Raw genomic sequence first — 16,710 nt, 5'->3', positions numbered from 1 at the left:
CGCTATATTATCATGGGTGAAATAGGCACGATGATCCGTTATGTGCAACAGGCCTTTGGCCAGTTCAGAGAAATTGAAGGTATTCATGACTTCTTTAACTAAGACTAATCCAGAATCGCTTGATAAGCGACCACCTGTATGGGAAATAGTGATGTTTGAATTGAATTTAACTTGATTTTTGTGTAAGCTAATCATTAGAAGAACTCCTTTCTTGTGGTTGGTTTAGTCACCTTTACCATATCAGAAAGGGGTTCTTTTTTCATCACTTAAAGGGTGATGATATAAAAAGTTAATTTCACCTGCCGTTAGGCAGTTTCTACATGTTCCAAAAGAAAGTATGAATTATTCAGGAGGTTATAAAAATATAGGAATTTTTAATGGTATAACAACAAATCCAAGTATTTTATTTAAAGAAAATATTCAACGAGAAAATGTTCTAAAGGATTTTTCAAAAGAAAATATAAATCAACTTTTTGTTCAAATTACTGGGAAATCATATAAAGAAATGAAGGCAGATTATGAGAGTATTCGAAGTTCTATGTATTTTAATGAGAAGGTTGGAATAAAAGTTCCAATCAATATAGAAGGGCTTAAGCTGATTAATCACATAAAACAAGGGAATACTCATCAAATAGTCTTAGGTACGGCTATATATACTTCGAATCAAGGGATACTAGGAGCAAAAGCAGGATGTGACTATTTAGCATTTTATGTAAATCGAATGGAATTGAATCATATAGATTCATATAGTGAAATTAAGATGACGAAAAACTATATAGAGTTGAATTCCCTTAAAGCTCAGATTATGGGAGCAAGTTTCAAAAACCCAAGTCAAGTTATAAAATCTCTAGATGCCGGAGCAGATACCATAACGATTTCTCCAGAAATAATTCAAGCTATGTTATCTAATCCATTAGTAGAAGAAGCAATTGATCAATTTGAAAAAGATTCATGTAAATTGAAGAGCAAATAAAACTATGCTTTAAAAAAATAATATAGTAAAATAAATATACGAAAATTGTTTAGCAAAAAAGAAAATTATCAAAATTACCTTCTTATTCTCTAGAACAAAATAATAAAACACAATGTCCACTAATATCTATTTTAGAAGATATTAAAGGGTTGTGTTTTTTTATAAGTCTTTTTTAGAACTGTTTTATAAAAACTTGTATAAAAAATTCTTGGCTGGATTTTATAATGAAGTTAGTCACCTGAGCTAACATACAAAAAACGCCATGTGAATTTCATGTTATATTGAAGTTACCACTAACTCTCAATAGACAGGATGAATTCACATGACGCACTCTAACGATAACACATTAGCACGTAAAGGAAAACACTTATCATACGCAGAGAGGGTTCAAATAGCTGTGTTGAAGCAGGAAGACTACTCCAATCGTCGCATTGCTGATGTCATCGGGCGAGTTCCTCAGACCATCAATAATGAAATCCAGCGCGGAACCGTTACTCAACTAAGACGTCAAAAGCAAAACGGTAAGATCTACGATTATTATGACGATGTATATGATGCTGATGCTGCTCAAGCTGACTATGATAAACAGCGATTGAACTGTGGCCGGCGGCCAAAATGGGCCGATACAGATGCGTTCATTGAATGGGCTGATGAGAAAATGCTGGATGATAAATGGTCCCCTGATACTGTGGTTGGTTTTGCTAAAAGACATGAATTGTTCGATGCTTCAATTATCCCTTGTACAACCACGCTTTATGGCTGGATAGATAGAGGAATTATGAGAACGAAAAACATTGATTTGCTGGAAAAGTTATCTCGGAAACCAAAGGTTTCTGCTCAAAAGAAACGGCCAAATAAACGCGTTCTCGGCCCATCGATTGATCGTCGACCAAAAGAAATCGATACCCGTGAATCGTTTGGTCACTGGGAAATTGATACAGTAGTAGGTAATAAAGAAAAGACCGATGCTGTACTGCTCACTTTGGCTGAACGACAGACCCGATTTGAAGTCATCTTAAAAGTAAATGGAAAAGATCAGGAATCGGTTAATCAGGCGATTCGTGACCTTCAAAAACGATCAGGTCATACATTCTCTACATTATTTAAAACGATAACATCTGATAACGGTTCTGAGTTTGCAGGACTTTATGAGGCCTTAAAGGATACTTTAGACATCTATTTTAGTCATCCCTATGCATCGTTTGAACGGGGAACAAGTGAGAACCAGCATAAATTCATTCGTCGTTTCATTCCCAAAGGGAAGCCGATTGGTCGAGTCTCAGAAGCACAATGCTTGCGTATACAACAATGGATGAACGATTATCCCAGAAAAATATTGGATTATAAAACACCTCATGAGTGTTTCGTCAATGCCTTACGATTAGAAAAGCAAGTGGCTTAACCCGTGAGGGCTTGACAACGAGCCTCCTTCGACATGATTTTAAAGCTGTAGAGCTGGCTGAAGCCAGCTTGTCAAAAGACTATCATGTCTCAGCTCATTATCAAGCCCTCACTACACAGATAGTAACCGTCAAATATCGCATGAAATTTAGTTTTACTAAGTGGCTAACTTAAACTTGAAATTTTGGTAAAAAATTCTTGATAAGGTCGATTTAGAAAAAATCTAATCGATTCATTTAAGCAACGTTTTGAGATAAAGAATCACACAAAGGTGAAAAAAGAAGACTAAAAATCGAATCCGAAATTCTAGAAAAAGTTTCCTCCAATAACTTGACACATACATTGTAAACTTAATACTTGTATGGTTTAATTAATATGAATAAATTAGAAAGAATGAGGGTGTGAAAAATGAATAAGAATCTATTAATTAATAGAGTTTTTTCTCAATCAACCCTAAATGATGTCGTTAATAAAAATGAAAGTGCTATTTTAAGTAAAGCGTATCAATATTTTAGTAATTCTTCAGGGAAGTCTGATATTAGTTTTGTAAATCAATTTCAGGAGGTATATTCTTATATTGAAAAAGAATATAGAAATGAATATTTTTTTAAAAATACTTTACTTAACAAACTTTTGCTAGGGGTACATTCAATAAATACCACAACTGCATTAGCAGAATTACCAATTTCTCAATCTGTAGCTGATTTTGTATTAATTAATGGTAAAGCAGTTGTATATGAAATAAAAACAGAATACGATAATCTTACTAAGGTTGAAAAGCAAGTTGAAGACTATTATAAAGTATTTGATCATGTTGTCATCATTTCAGTAGAGAAATATAAAGAAAAATTATTGGAAAAATTTGAAGGAAGTCCGGTTGGTATTTCGATTTTAACACCAAAAAATACCATTAGTTTGAAAAAATATCCAGATAGAAATACAAAATCTTTAGATTATAAAACCATGTATAAGTTGTTAAGGCAACATGAAAGAGAAACAATACTGTTGAAAGAATTAGAGGAATTACCTGAGACGAATCAATTTAAAAAATTTGATGATTATTATCAGGAATTTAAAAAAATACCAATGGAGATACTGTATAATCATATGTTAATTGAAATGAAGAAGAGAACGAATCTAATTGATGACAAAGAGTTTTTTCTACAGATTCCATATGAAATGAGAGCACTTTATTATTTTAGTAAATTATCTAGGACAAATAAACAATCTTTAAAATCTAAACTAGAAGGTGAATAAAATGTATTTTCCATTTTTAAGAGGTAGACAGAATGAGTTGTTAGCAATACGTGAACTGTTGGATGAAGGTTTATTAACTGGGAAAGTTATACCTGTAATTGAACCGATTAAAGAGACAAACACTTTTGAAATTACGTTAAAACAGTATATTGAAAAAGAGTATCAATTATATTTAACGTTAAATACACAGGTTGAGGATTTTGAGATATCTCCAACTTTAGAGAATTTGATCAGTGAATCGCAATCTGTATTTCCAGCTCTTTTAATGGAAGATGATGATTATGTAAATTATATACCTCAATTAGGAGAATTACCTTCCATTGTCTTTTATAAAAATAGAGAAGATATTGATAAGAAAGTAGAATTGGATAAGTTACATATTAATCCAAAAATCAGTTTTATCACAAATAATAGAGATACTAGATATTTTCCAAATAATGAAGTAGGACTTTATCGAGACGTATTTGAAAAAAAGAAAAGAAATGCAGATTATGATTCTAACACACCTGAGTTTTATTCAGATGACCATTTATACTATAGGGAAGAAGGTTTTGTAGCGTTTTCTGATTACTCTATTGTTGGAGAAGAATATAGCACGAGCGGATTTGCACCAATGGCTGTAGCCCTCCATATTGTTTATTTTGACGAAAAGGAAGAAACGATGATGATTCGTCATTTCGTTTCTGATTCAAATGAAGATATTTCAAACCCAGCAGGTAAATTTTCTGAAGCGTTAGAAAAGTTAGTTCAATGGTTTTTAAAAGAGAGTAAAGATCAAGATTTTAAAAAACTTAATCATTCTTCGGCTATGGAAGAATTCGTGACTTTACTAGATAATAAAAAATATCCTGGATTGGGTTATGTAAAAAAACTTTCATTAAAACACCATTTAGAAATTATGGATAGATTTTTAGCCAATGATTTAAATGATTAGGGGTGAGTTTTCCAATGAGGTTTTGCGACGAATGTTTTAAATCAAAACAAATTAAAGATATTATTCAGTCTGGAAACGAAAAAGGAAATTGTGAGCTTAACCCAACACATAAAAATGTATTTATTTGTGATACAAATGAAAATGAGGAAATCACTTTATATGTAAAAGATTTTTTAAGACAAATCATAGAGTTATATGAAGTTGTTTCTGAATTACCAGATGATTTTCCAAGTGCAAAGACGAAACTTATAAAAGATTCCTTGAAAAATGACTGGCCGATTTTTGAAATTGAAAGCGAAAAAATATACAACTTGTTGTCTTATTTATTTGATGGAAATTCTGATTTGGATACCAGAGTTTTAGATAGTCCCGTGGGAATTATAGAAGATATGAATACAGAGAGTCACCATCTACTCATAAGTGGTAATAATGATTGGGATGCATTTATTGAAGAAATAACGTATGAAAATAGATTCCATCAAAAATTAATGAATAACAAAACTCTCGAACATTTCATCTCGAAGTCTTATGATGTTATTGATCCTACAGATAAAAAGTATTTTCGGAGTAGAATATCTAATGATAAAAACTTGGAATTAGCTGAAATGTCAGCTCCACCAAAAGGTAAAGCTAAATCAGGTAGATTAAACTCTGAATTAATTAGTGTTTTATATTTATCAGATGATATAGAGACGACATGGCAAGAAGTAAGGGCGGCATTTCACGATACTGTGTATACCGGGACTTTTGGTATTAGTAAAGATAAACTAATCGTAGCTAATTTATGTAATGATTTTCAATTAAGAGTTTTCGATAACAGTAAAGATGAAGAGTATTTAAAATATTATCTCAACAAGAACATTCTCGAAAAAATCACCTTTGAATTAACAAAACCTACAAATGAGTATACGAAATCTAAGAACTACATACCTTTACAATACGTTAGTGATTTCATTAAGGCTCATCGGTTGAATTTCGATGGTATTTTGTATAGTAGTGTGATGAAAAAAGGTAAAAAGAATCTGTTGTTATTTGATCCTTCGCTTGCAAAGTGTATTCAGTTGGAAAAGAGTACAGTGAAGGAAGTCCGCTATAGCGCTTCGGAGATCCAAAGCTATTAATTATTAAATATGATGATTTAATTACTTGTTTTTCTTTGAAATCAGAGTAGAGTGAAATAATGTAGAAATATCTAGTGTATTCTTTTCTAAGATAGTTTACGAAAATGCAGTAAATCTTATTAGCTACATAGATAAAAAAATTGAAGATTTATGATTCAACAAAGTGTGTGCAAGAGAGCATAGAAGTATTAATGCAGTTTGACACAGTAGTCAAAAGTACTGAGTTAGCAAGAATAGATAGAATTATAGCTAGTTATAAAAAATATCCTGACATAATATTCATTACTTCAATCGGTTTGTAAATCTTTGCTTTTAGTATTGAGAATATATTCAAAGAATGTAAAGGAATTTATTCCTGTGAGAAAAACAACTACACTTATGAACCTGAAATGATGGGAAAAGTGAGGATATGCCGAATCACACACAAAAACTTTTGCGATTCTTCATAAATATAATTGTTTGAATCTATTATAAGCGGTTGTTACAGAACATATGTTGAATGCTGCTATGGAAAGTAAATCTTGTAAATTAACTGCTTTAGAAGAACATTATAGAAGACTAGTCGAGAGGAATAGAATTTAAAATTACAAGAGTTAAATGATTTTGAAAATATTTAGGAAGTGAAAAGAATATGCCTGATAAGAAAAAGTTAAAAAAATAACACAAAAATTATATTAATGAGAGAGGTATAAATTGACCTACCCAATTTGGCAAAAAACATTCTAGTATATTACCAAAGAAAAAAAGAAGAATGAATAATGGAACAGTATATACCTTTACTAGCGATATCAACAGTTTTAGGAACTATTCATTATTTGTTACTTAATTCTTTAGATTTACTTGACTTTTTTGATCATACTCAGTCAGATGAGAAAAATAGCTTAATAGTAATGATGGGGCTAATTACTTTTGTTGTTAACTATACTGCCCAATATTTTACTGAGCAAACATGGTATTTTCTATGGTATTATGTTAGTTCTTTTGTATTGGTAATTATTACTGAGCTAGTTATTTTTCAGTTAATAAATAAACTACTTTTCTGCATGAAAAGAAAAGTTTCTAATGAAAAAAGTTACTCTTTTTTTACTCCTGTACTTAGGAAGTTTTTAGAAAAAGAAATAGGGAAAAATGTTGGAATTTATGTGGTTATTTATAATCTCATTAATAAACTTATCGAACATGGAGGAATTAAAAATTATTCATTTAAAGACACAGAAGAGAAACATATGGTCATTGAACTAGCACCTGATTCTGATAGAACTAAAACTGATTATGAAAAGATACGTCATGTTCTATCAAATCAAAGCTATAATATCTATATCAATTTTAACCAGAAATACAAATTTTTAAAATTCCAGAAGAATAAATATAGTGACTAAATGAATAATCTATTGCGCTTGAAAATAGCCAAGCAGGAATATTATTGAATTAAAAAAACCACATAAAAAACTTATTGTTTTAATAATATATTACAAAGTAATATTGGATATCTTTATTTTGTAACATTTATCTAAAGATGATTAAGTGTTACTATAAAGTTGCCATAAAGTTCACTTCATGATAAGATAATATTATCTATATATTGGTATAGTATAAAACATTTGAAAGACAAGAATTTCTCAATGTAAGGGAGTACTTTGAGTGAAATCAAAACGAATTCATGAAATGGAACAATATATCAAGCAAAAAAAGCATGTATCTTTGGATGAACTATGTGAATTGTTTAAAGTATCTAAAAATACTGTTAGAAAAGATGTTAACGAGATTGTTAAATTAGATTATTATGAAAAAGTATACGGTGGAGTAGAATTTATTGAAACTTTTTTACCACCTTTTGAAGAACGAAACCAGCAAGCTCTTAATGGAAAGAAAAATATAGCTAAACGAGCTGCAGATGAAATTAAAGAAAATGATATAATTTTTATTGATTCGGGGACAACTACTCAGTTTATAACAGATTTTTTGCCAGAAGAAATTAGACTGACTATTATCACTAATAGCTTGATTGTGATTAATAAAGCAGCGCTGATGCCCAACGTTAAATTGATTATTTTTGGAGAAACTTATCATAAAAATACACATTCTTTCATTGGAGCAGTTGCAACAGACATTTTAAAAAAATATAATATTCACAAAGCTTTTATGGCTGCTTCGGCTGTTTCTATCGTTTCAGGTCTATCCAATTCTGATAACCAAGAATATGAAATCAAAAGTGCTGTAGTATCTAAATCTCGAAAAACATATGCTTTAGTCGGATCAGAAAAAATGGGTAAGTCAGCTTTGGTAACTTATGCACATTTAGATGAAATTGATGGTATTATAACAGACCAATTTATTCCTGAAGAATATGAATTGTTTTTACGAGATTATAATATAGACTTGTTTATTTGTTAATTTTTATAAAAAAGGACTTTTCTTTAGAAAAGTCCTTTTTCAGTATGTTTATATAAGAAAAATAACATGTTTGTTAGTTTAATTTGATAAATAACAAAAAAAGTAGTAACTTTATGTAATGTTTATGTTAATTTAGCTTGACATTTAGGTTTTATAACTTATACTGAATATATAATAAAGAAAAAGGTGGTGATGAAATGGTCAATAATGAAGAACAACAGAAGCTTCTTTCAAAAACATTAGACAGTGTGATTCGTAGAGAAGTTAGTTGTGTGGCAGATCATTTGAAAAATCCTAAACAAGTCTATTATCTAGCAGAAACACCGGTAAAAGAAAAAGTTGAATATTTTTTAAGGCAATATAATCCAATTAATGCAATGGAAGTAGAAGATTTATCTTTAGTAGACAAACATGACGTTCTGTTTTTTGTTATTCAGGGAGAACCAACTGTTGCCAATTTAGAAAAAGCAAAGGAATTTGAAGCTAAACTGGCAAAGTTAACTGGTATTACAGATGAAATTGAATCTTCAATAAGTTACCTAAGCAAAGATGTACTTGGAATACATGTTCCAAATTCTGAAGGTGTTGAAGAAACTACTTACAATAAAGTTTTTTTAGAAGCGCTAGAAATAGTATTAGGAATTATGAAAGAAAAAATTGCTCGTAGTTATTCTTGAGCAAAAATATGTACACGGTTAATAACGCTTAAATACTATATAAAGGAGTTGTTTTTGTGGAAATTGGAATCGGAGCTGATCATAATGCTTTCGAAGCAAAAGAAGAGTTGAAAAATTATTTAACTCAAGAGTTAGGTCATGAAGTTCGAGATTATGGTTGTTATTCAGTAGATGCGGTGGACTATCCAGGTATCGCATTTAAAGTTGGAGAAGCAATTATAAATAACGAGGTTGAAAGAGGAATCTTAATTTGCGGAACAGGTATAGGGGTAGCGATATCTGCTAATAAAATACCAGGTATTCGAGCAGCGCAAGTACATGATCCTTATTCAGCTGAAAGAGCACAGCTTAGCAATAATGCACAAATCATAACTTTTGGTGCTAAAATTATCGGAGTTGATGTTATGAAGCATCTCGTTAAAGAATATTTAAGTTTAACTTTTAAAGGTGGTAACTCAGGACGTAAGGTCGAGCAAATCATGGAAAAAGAAAAAGAAAATTATGCTACATCAGTTGACAATTTTAAAAAATGCTAAAAAAGGAGTTTAAATTAATGAAATTTTTTATTGATACAGCTAACGTTGAAGAGATTCGCTATGCGAATTCATTAGGTTTATTGGACGGTGTAACGACTAACCCGACTTTAATTGCTAAAGAAGGGAGGCCGTTTGAAGAAGTCATTAAAGAAATTTGCAGTATTGTAAATGGGCCTGTCAGTGCAGAAGTTATTAGCTTAAAAGCTGATGATATGATTGATGAAGCAAGAGAGCTAGCTACGTGGTCAAAAAATGTGGTAGTTAAAATACCAATGACAATTGAAGGATTAAAAGCAGTTCATATATTATCTCAGGAAGGTATTAAAACGAACGTTACTCTGATCTTTTCAGTAGCACAAGGTTTAATGGCAGCTAAAGCAGGCGCTACTTATGTAAGCCCTTTTATGGGGAGGCTAGAAGATATTAGCAGTGACGGTCTTGGAGTAATCAGTGATTTGAAAGATATATTTGACGAATTTGGATTCGAAACAGAAATTATATCTGCTAGTATTCGAACAACTGCTCATGTAGAAAATGTTGCTAAAGTAGGTGCTCACATTGCGACTATACCAGGAAGTCAATTTAGTAAAATGGCAGCACATCCATTGACTGATAAAGGAATTGAAGGTTTCTTGAAAGATTGGGAGAACTATCAGAAAAAAATCAGTTAAACTTAGGAGGACTGGCTAATGACCCGAAAACCTAAAGTAGGAATCAGTATGAAACTATACCAGAACCTTCCTGAGCAGGCCATTGAATATGCTAAAATTATGAAAAATTTACTATTGAATGAAGATGCTGTAGAAGTATTCTATTTACCCACTGCAACTTCATTGTATCCAGTGGCGAATGAATTGAATGATTCTTCAATTCTTTATGGTTCTCAAAATATTGCACCTGAAGCTAATGGTGCATATACTGGAGAGATTTCTATAGAGGCACTTAAAGAGTTAAATTGCTCACTCGTTGAAATTGGACATTATGAAAGGCGTACGATTTTTCAAGAAAATAATAAAATGATTGCAGATAAAATTACTTTGACATTGGAATATGGATTATCTCCAATTTTATGTTTAGGAGAGGTAACTCGACAAATAGATTCAGTAAAATTAAAAAGTATTTTTTACGACGATTTAAATGAGTGTTTAGCTGCCTCAAAGAAAAATTTATACAGTAGTTTAATAATTGCGTATGAACCATTTTGGGCAATAGGTAAGGAAAAAGCGGCAGATGCAGATTATGTGCACCGCTCACACCAATTGATTAGAGAATGCCTAACAGAACTACTTGATGAGACGACTGCAGAATTGATTACAATCATATATGGTGGTTCTGTTAGCAAAAATAATGCATATCAATTAACTCAGCATAAGGATGTGGACGGTTTATTTGTTGGTAGATTCGGACATGATCCAAATCAGCTCTTATCGATTGTGGATGAAGTGAAGCGAGCAAAGAAATATTAAATAAAGTATTAAGATTTTTTGAAAAATGTATTTGGAAAATAGTAAGTTTAATTAATAAATAAGTATACTGGAGGATATAACTTGATTGGTATAATTTTAGTTTCTCATAGCAAAAAAATTACAGACGGCATAAAAGAAATGATTGATGAAATGATTGGAACTTCTGAAAGTGTAAAAATCAAATCATGTGGTGGGACAGAAGATGGTCGCTTAGGAACCAATAGTCTTGAAATTTTAAAATGTATTGAGCAATTTAAAGAAGCAGAATATATCCTTATTTTTTCGGATATTGGAAGCGCTGTATTAAGTGCTGAAACAGCACTTGATTTAATAGAAGCAGAAACATTAAAAACAAAAATTCAACTTGTAGATGCTCCATTAGTTGAAGGTGCATTTGCGGCTGCTGTGAGAGCATCTATTAATTCTTCATTGAATGAAATTTTAGTTGAAGTTGCTAATTGTTAAAATAAACTTGATTGTAACATTAATATTATAGGAGGTTTTTTAAATGGGTAGATTAATTAATGATGGGTATGACGTAGTGGAAGAAATGTTGGAAGGGTATACAAAAGTACATTCTGACTACGTACGGTTTTCCGAAGAATCTGATCGAGTGATAGTTAGTAAAGTTATGAGTGAAGAACCTAGAGTACGTATCATTTTAGGTGGAGGTGCAGGACATGAACCAATGTTTTTAGGATATGTTGGAAAAGATTTTGCGGATGCAGCGGTAATTGGTAATGTTAATACTTCTCCTTCCCCTGAGCCTTGTTATATTTCAGTCAAAGAAGTAGATAGTGGAAAAGGATGTTTATACTTATATGGAAATTATGCAGGAGATGTATTAAATTTTGACATGGGTGCTGAAATGGCTGCTGACGAGGGGATACGTGTCGAGAGCGTTAGTGTAAAAGATGATGTATATTCATCTACTAATTTTGAAGATAGAAGAGGGGTAGCAGGTGATTTAATTGTATTCAAAACTGCTGCTGCTGCTGCTGCAAAAGGATATGATTTAGACAAAGTTGTTCAGCTGACTGAAAAAGCTAATAGAAATACTTTTTCATTAGGAGTTGCGCTATCTTCAGCAACGTTACCGGTAACGGGAGAAGCAATTTTTGAAATGAACGAAGGTGACATGGAGGTTGGAATGGGGCTTCATGGTGAACCAGGGATAGAGCGAAAAAAACTTAAACCAGCTAATGAAGTAATTGATGAGATTCTTAATCATTTACTAGAACGTTCTCCAATCAAAGAGGGGGATGAAACACTTGTGATGATAAATGGGTTAGGATCGCTTCCTTTAATGGATCAATATATATGTTATCGACGTGTTGATCAAGTACTTGAAGAAAAAGGGATTATTATTGATCGATCATTAGTAGGTAACTATGCTACTTCAATGGATATGATTGGGATGTCTGTCACACTAGTAAAACTGGATAATGAATTAAGAGAATTATTGGCGGCATCTTGTGATACACCATACTTCAAACAATAAAAGTATGCTGATTTTGGGTACGGCTTTAATCGTTTATTTGTATTGACTAAGGAGGGATTATTATGGTAGTTACTTTATCAAAAGATTACTTTGTGGAAAGCATCAAAAAGATAGCCGAGATGATTGAAAAAGAACGGAATTATCTAACTAAATTGGACTCTGATATTGGTGATGGAGATCATGGAATCAATTTAAGTATTGGTTTTCGAGAAGTTACTAAAAGATTAAGTGAACTTAATGAAAACACTGAAGACATTAGTTCTTTTCTAAAGAAAGTTGGTATGACTTTACTTGGTAAAGTAGGAGGAGCATCTGGGCCGTTATATGGTAGTTTTTTTATGAAAATGGGCACTGATGTAAAAGGAAAAGAAGTTGTTACTTTTGAAGAGTTTATTAAGATGATTGATAACGGAGTAGCAGCTGTTGAAATGCGAGGAAAAGCACAAGTGGGAGATAAAACTATGATTGATTCTTTGCGTCCAGGAGCAGACTATTTGAAAGAATCAGATCCAAATGGTAGAGAACTGGAAATATTCAAAGAATTTATAGAAGTTTTAAAACAAGGTGCAAAAAATACAGATCCCCTAATAGCAAAAAAAGGTCGTTCTCTTAGATTGGGTGAACGTGCTATTGGTCATCGGGATCCAGGAGCAGAATCATCATACTTAATTTTCAAAGCATTTTACGAATCTTTTCAAGATAGTGATGAAAAAAATAGAATCAAGAATGGAGAGAGTATGAGATGAAATTTTTTAGAGCAATAATCGGATATTTTATCGCTGGTTTGCTGGTAATGAGTATATGGAATGGTCTGGTAGATTCTTATGGAATAGCGGGAGGATATATGGCAGCAATAATAATAATTGGTCCTATGTATTATTTGAATCATTATATCGGACTAATTGATATTCCGGAGGATCACGCGTTTGTAGATATGGCTTTCGGAATTGGTGTTGCAGGAATCTTCCGCGATATTTTCATGAACGGATTTGAAGCATTTACTAGTACAATTCCAACACTATCACTTGTTATCATTGGTGCTATTATCGGAGGTATTGCTGCAGGGCTTATTGAAGAAAATATGGAAAAAGAGCAGGATAAAAAACATGCTTTTAAACCAGCTGACGAAACACCAGGACCAAAGTATGATGGTTCAGAATCTAATCTAAAGTAATTGAAAATCTCAAATATGAATTTAATAAGGAGGAAAAATAATGACAACTGGGCAAGCTATTGCAACGATGGTAGGGGGATTCTTATTTCCGTTCATGATTAGATTATCTTGGGGCAAGCTAGTTGATGATTTTGGTCCGATAGGTGGTTGGATGGCTGCTGCTTTTATCGTGGGTACGGTATGGACTATAAATCATGGAATAAATAATCCTATGATTACTCAATCTGAAAATGGTGCTTGGATTGATATGGCAGTTGCAGCAGCAGTTGGAGTTTATGTGGCTTCGATTGTTCGTGGGGGAAAAGTTAAACCTTCAATGAGAAATATTAGTGCAGGATTATCTGGAGGAGTACTAGCTGGATTGGTATTATCTTTTTTCTTATGACGAATTTCTATTTTAATTTTATAGAACACACTTTCCATATTGTTATGATGATAAGTGAAATGCAAAAAAATTTAGAAAGATTATTTTAAAAAGTTCCTAATACGTGGTTTATTGAGGAAACTAGAAAAATCAGTGATCTTCCAATGTCTGTACATTTGATGGTAACTGATCCAAGTTTCTGGGTTCAGCAACTAGTTGATTTGAAATGTGAATGGATCTGCATGCATGCAGAAGTGCTAGATGGGCTGGCTTTTCGTTTGATTGATCAGATTCATGATGCGGGATTAAAGGCTGGAATCGTACTAAATCCTGAAACGCCAATTGAAACAATTTTCCCCTATATTGATTTATTGGATAAAATTACAATTATGACAGTTGATCCTGGATTTGCTGGGCAGAGATTCATTGACGGTACGTTAGATAAAATCGTTGATTTGAAAAAGCTTAGAGAAGAAAAGGGATATAAATACGTTATTGAAATGGACGGTTCTTCTAATAGAAAAACTTTCAAAAAAATCGATGCAGCCGGTCCAGATATCTATATCGTTGGGCGAAGCGGATTATTTGGACTTACTGAACAAATCGATACCTCTTGGGAGACTATGGTCAAAGATTATGAAGAAACAACAGAAAAGAAACTTATTAATGAATAATATAGAATCATAAATTTGCTTTGGAGGTAATGTAGTTGTTTGACAAAATAGATGAACTTGGGGTAAATACGCTCCGGACTCTAAGTATTGATGCAGTTCAGAAAGCAAATTCTGGACATCCAGGATTACCAATGGGCGCTGCACCAATGGCTTATACTTTATGGACACGTCACTTAAAAGTGAATCCGAAGAACTCAAAATGGTTTGATCGCGATCGGTTCATACTATCTGCTGGTCACGGATCAGCATTACTGTACAGTTTATTACATTTATCTGGATATGATGTCTCTATTGATGATGTGAAAAATTTCCGTCAATTGGGGAGTAAAACGCCTGGACATCCAGAAGTGCATATAACAGATGGAGTGGAAGCAACAACCGGTCCACTAGGTCAGGGTATTGCGAATGCTGTTGGATTTGCAATGGCTGAAGCACACTTAGGAGCTATATATAATAAAGAAAGTCATAACATTGTTGATCACTACACGTATGCGCTCTGTGGTGATGGAGATTTGCAAGAAGGCGTTTCTCAAGAAGCTGCTTCTCTTGCTGGTCATTTGAAATTAGGTAAACTAATCGTTTTATATGATTCCAATGATATCCAGTTAGACGGACCTATTGAAAAGGCATTTACAGAAAATGTCGGTAAGCGATTTGAGGCTTATAACTGGGAGCATATCCGAGTAGAAGATGGAAATGATCTTGAAAGTATTAATAAAGCAATTGAACAGGCAAAAGAAAACAAAGATCAGCCAACTTTGATCGAAGTTAAGACGGTAATTGGATATGGAGCAGAAAACGCAGGAACGTCTGCTGTTCACGGTGCACCTCTTGGAGCTGAAAGTATTACGGCTACTAAAAAAGCATATCTTTGGGAAGGGGAAGACTTCTACGTTCCTGAGTCTGTACAACAACGTTTTTCAGAACGGATGATTGAAAAAGGACAACAATTTGAAGAAGACTGGAATAAACGGATAGACTCTTATAAAGCCAAACATACTGAATTGGCTGCTTCCTTTACTGATATGATGGATGGTTCCCTTCCAGAAAACTGGCAGGAAAATCTTCCTGTATATTTAGAACAGGATGGAGCGAAAGCTACACGAGCTTCCAGTGGAGAAGTATTAAACGCTATAGCAAAAGCTGTACCAAATTTTTGGGGCGGATCTGCTGATTTATCCGGATCTAACAAAACAATGATCAGTAATCAGAACGATTTCTCTGCAGACCAGTACGATGGTCGAAATATCTGGTATGGTGTGAGAGAATTTGCAATGGCTGCAGCATTGAATGGGATTTTATTGCATGGTGGAACGAAATCATACGTTAGTACATTCTTTGTTTTTTCTGATTATTTACGTCCGGCAGTTCGGTTAGCTGCTCTTTCAGAAATCCCTGCAATTTATGTCATGACACATGACTCTATTGCGGTTGGAGAAGATGGACCGACTCATGAACCTGTTGAGCAACTATCAAGCTATCGTGGTATGCATAACTTGTCAGTGATTCGTCCGGCTGACGGAAATGAAGTAGCGGCTGCTTGGGAAATTGCAGTAGAATCAACTAAAACGCCTACTATGCTGGTATTGACTCGTCAGGACCTTCCAGTCTTGCCGAATACAAACAAACTAGCTCGCGAAAGCGTGAAAAAAGGAGCCTATGTCATCTCTCCATCTGAAAGCGAGAAACCGACTGGTATTCTAATTGCAACTGGATCTGAAGTCTCTTTAGCAATCGAGGCACAGAAACAATTGAATGCAAATGGTGAAGACGTTTCAGTTGTATCCATGCCAAGTATGGATTTATTCGAAAAGCAATCAAACGATTATAAAGAATCTGTCCTTCCAGCAATTGTTACAAAACGAGTAGCTATTGAAATGGGCTCCTCATTCGGTTGGGACCGTTACACTGGAATGAAAGGTGCGAAAGTGACCATAGATAAATTCGGTCAGAGCGGGGAAGGAAACGCAATTGTTGAAGCATATGGATTTACAGTTCAGAATATCGTTAAGACTTACAACGAATTGAGTTAATTGAAGGATAAACAGAGAGAATCTTATTTTAAAATTCTATTAAATTTCATATATGTGAAAAGAAGCTAGGATATAAGTATTTGATAGATCAAATTATATAAAGCTAAGTAAATGAATATTGCGGACGAATAGAGCCACGTATGTGGAAAAAAGAGCCAACGAATGCATAACATAGAGCCACCTGTTGCGGGCGAAAAAGCCACTC

19 protein-coding genes are annotated in these 16,710 nt (G+C 33.1%); 18 read left to right on the top strand and 1 reads right to left on the bottom strand.

What is annotated here, in order from left to right:
* A partial coding sequence (locus BM212_RS10020) for a transposase (RefSeq protein WP_177206428.1) occupies positions 1 to 195 on the bottom strand: 195 nt, incomplete at its 3' end.
* Between the two features lie 142 nt (positions 196 to 337).
* On the opposite strand from BM212_RS10020, the gene BM212_RS10015 reads away from it, so the two are divergent.
* The 18 genes from BM212_RS10015 (at position 338) to tkt (ending at position 16,505) form a co-directional block, all read left to right on the top strand.
* Positions 338 to 973, top strand: a complete 636-nt coding sequence (locus tag BM212_RS10015) for a transaldolase family protein (RefSeq protein WP_091898353.1) — start codon at positions 338 to 340, stop codon at positions 971 to 973.
* Positions 974 to 1,295: 322 nt separating this feature from the next.
* On the top strand, positions 1,296 to 2,375 hold the full coding sequence (locus tag BM212_RS10010) for an IS30 family transposase (protein WP_072694380.1): 1,080 nt from the start codon (positions 1,296 to 1,298) through the stop codon (positions 2,373 to 2,375).
* A gap of 407 nt (positions 2,376 to 2,782) precedes the next feature.
* Positions 2,783 to 3,631, top strand: coding sequence for a sce7726 family protein (locus BM212_RS10005; protein ID WP_091898351.1), 849 nt, complete (start codon positions 2,783 to 2,785; stop codon positions 3,629 to 3,631).
* Between the two features lies 1 nt (position 3,632).
* Complete coding sequence (locus tag BM212_RS10000) at positions 3,633 to 4,565, top strand: sce7725 family protein (protein WP_091898349.1); 933 nt, start codon at positions 3,633 to 3,635, stop codon at positions 4,563 to 4,565.
* Positions 4,566 to 4,567: 2 nt separating this feature from the next.
* Positions 4,568 to 5,686, top strand: coding sequence for an RES family NAD+ phosphorylase (locus tag BM212_RS09995; protein WP_143744938.1), 1,119 nt, complete (start codon positions 4,568 to 4,570; stop codon positions 5,684 to 5,686).
* Between the two features lie 758 nt (positions 5,687 to 6,444).
* Positions 6,445 to 7,065 (top strand): hypothetical protein, encoded by a 621-nt coding sequence (locus BM212_RS09990; RefSeq protein ID WP_091898345.1) that lies wholly within the window; start codon positions 6,445 to 6,447, stop codon positions 7,063 to 7,065.
* A 262-nt stretch (positions 7,066 to 7,327) separates the two neighbouring features.
* On the top strand, positions 7,328 to 8,080 hold the full coding sequence (locus tag BM212_RS09985) for a DeoR/GlpR family DNA-binding transcription regulator (protein ID WP_072695194.1): 753 nt from the start codon (positions 7,328 to 7,330) through the stop codon (positions 8,078 to 8,080).
* 197 nt (positions 8,081 to 8,277) lie between these two features.
* Positions 8,278 to 8,757 carry a phosphoheptose isomerase family protein gene (locus BM212_RS09980; RefSeq protein ID WP_072695193.1) on the top strand — a complete coding sequence of 160 codons (480 nt, stop codon included), beginning with the start codon at positions 8,278 to 8,280 and terminating at the stop codon, positions 8,755 to 8,757.
* Between the two features lie 56 nt (positions 8,758 to 8,813).
* Positions 8,814 to 9,293, top strand: a complete 480-nt coding sequence (locus tag BM212_RS09975; RefSeq protein ID WP_072695192.1) for an RpiB/LacA/LacB family sugar-phosphate isomerase — start codon at positions 8,814 to 8,816, stop codon at positions 9,291 to 9,293.
* A gap of 17 nt (positions 9,294 to 9,310) precedes the next feature.
* Complete coding sequence (fsa, locus tag BM212_RS09970) at positions 9,311 to 9,964, top strand: fructose-6-phosphate aldolase (RefSeq protein ID WP_072695191.1); 654 nt, start codon at positions 9,311 to 9,313, stop codon at positions 9,962 to 9,964.
* An 18-nt stretch (positions 9,965 to 9,982) separates the two neighbouring features.
* The gene (locus BM212_RS09965; RefSeq protein WP_072695190.1) at positions 9,983 to 10,759 is read left to right on the top strand and encodes a triose-phosphate isomerase family protein; all 777 of its coding nucleotides are present in this window, start codon (positions 9,983 to 9,985) and stop codon (positions 10,757 to 10,759) included.
* An 81-nt stretch (positions 10,760 to 10,840) separates the two neighbouring features.
* Positions 10,841 to 11,224 carry a dihydroxyacetone kinase phosphoryl donor subunit DhaM gene (gene dhaM / locus BM212_RS09960; RefSeq protein ID WP_072695189.1) on the top strand — a complete coding sequence of 128 codons (384 nt, stop codon included), beginning with the start codon at positions 10,841 to 10,843 and terminating at the stop codon, positions 11,222 to 11,224.
* 43 nt (positions 11,225 to 11,267) lie between these two features.
* Entirely contained in the window at positions 11,268 to 12,260 is a 993-nt protein-coding gene (locus BM212_RS09955; RefSeq protein WP_072695188.1) for a dihydroxyacetone kinase subunit DhaK, read from the top strand.
* Between the two features lie 62 nt (positions 12,261 to 12,322).
* Positions 12,323 to 13,006 carry a dihydroxyacetone kinase subunit DhaL gene (dhaL, locus tag BM212_RS09950; protein WP_072695187.1) on the top strand — a complete coding sequence of 228 codons (684 nt, stop codon included), beginning with the start codon at positions 12,323 to 12,325 and terminating at the stop codon, positions 13,004 to 13,006.
* Positions 13,003 to 13,434 (top strand): Lin0368 family putative glycerol transporter subunit, encoded by a 432-nt coding sequence (locus BM212_RS09945; protein ID WP_072695186.1) that lies wholly within the window; start codon positions 13,003 to 13,005, stop codon positions 13,432 to 13,434. The genes dhaL and BM212_RS09945 overlap by 4 nt, the downstream gene beginning before the upstream one ends.
* Positions 13,435 to 13,474: 40 nt before the next feature.
* Positions 13,475 to 13,819, top strand: coding sequence for a Lin0368 family putative glycerol transporter subunit (locus tag BM212_RS09940; RefSeq protein ID WP_072695185.1), 345 nt, complete (start codon positions 13,475 to 13,477; stop codon positions 13,817 to 13,819).
* 110 nt (positions 13,820 to 13,929) lie between these two features.
* The gene (locus BM212_RS09935) at positions 13,930 to 14,472 is read left to right on the top strand and encodes a beta/alpha barrel domain-containing protein (protein WP_091898343.1); all 543 of its coding nucleotides are present in this window, start codon (positions 13,930 to 13,932) and stop codon (positions 14,470 to 14,472) included.
* Positions 14,473 to 14,507: 35 nt separating this feature from the next.
* Positions 14,508 to 16,505, top strand: a complete 1,998-nt coding sequence (tkt, locus tag BM212_RS09930; RefSeq protein WP_091898341.1) for a transketolase — start codon at positions 14,508 to 14,510, stop codon at positions 16,503 to 16,505.
* The last annotated feature ends 205 nt before the right edge of the window (positions 16,506 to 16,710 follow it).

The sequence above is a fragment of the Marinilactibacillus piezotolerans genome (assembly GCF_900114235.1).
GTDB classification, from domain to species: Bacteria; Bacillota; Bacilli; order Lactobacillales; family Carnobacteriaceae_A; genus Marinilactibacillus; species Marinilactibacillus piezotolerans.
Note: the sequence above shows the minus strand (reverse complement) of the source record. Positions and strands in the feature narration are given on the sequence as shown.

Excerpts from the sequence above, each read along its gene's own strand:
- BM212_RS10015 (WP_091898353.1), top strand. The coding sequence starts at position 338 with ATGAATTATTCAGGAGGTTATAAAAATATAGGAATTTTTAATGGTATA.
- BM212_RS10010 (WP_072694380.1), top strand. The coding sequence starts at position 1,296 with ATGACGCACTCTAACGATAACACATTAGCACGTAAAGGAAAACACTTA.
- BM212_RS10005 (WP_091898351.1), top strand. The coding sequence starts at position 2,783 with ATGAATAAGAATCTATTAATTAATAGAGTTTTTTCTCAATCAACCCTA.
- BM212_RS10000 (WP_091898349.1), top strand. The coding sequence starts at position 3,633 with ATGTATTTTCCATTTTTAAGAGGTAGACAGAATGAGTTGTTAGCAATA.
- BM212_RS09990 (WP_091898345.1), top strand. The coding sequence starts at position 6,445 with ATGGAACAGTATATACCTTTACTAGCGATATCAACAGTTTTAGGAACT.
- BM212_RS09980 (WP_072695193.1), top strand. The coding sequence starts at position 8,278 with ATGGTCAATAATGAAGAACAACAGAAGCTTCTTTCAAAAACATTAGAC.
- fsa (WP_072695191.1), top strand. The coding sequence starts at position 9,311 with ATGAAATTTTTTATTGATACAGCTAACGTTGAAGAGATTCGCTATGCG.
- BM212_RS09965 (WP_072695190.1), top strand. The coding sequence starts at position 9,983 with ATGACCCGAAAACCTAAAGTAGGAATCAGTATGAAACTATACCAGAAC.
- BM212_RS09955 (WP_072695188.1), top strand. The coding sequence starts at position 11,268 with ATGGGTAGATTAATTAATGATGGGTATGACGTAGTGGAAGAAATGTTG.
- dhaL (WP_072695187.1), top strand. The coding sequence starts at position 12,323 with ATGGTAGTTACTTTATCAAAAGATTACTTTGTGGAAAGCATCAAAAAG.
- BM212_RS09945 (WP_072695186.1), top strand. The coding sequence starts at position 13,003 with ATGAAATTTTTTAGAGCAATAATCGGATATTTTATCGCTGGTTTGCTG.
- BM212_RS09940 (WP_072695185.1), top strand. The coding sequence starts at position 13,475 with ATGACAACTGGGCAAGCTATTGCAACGATGGTAGGGGGATTCTTATTT.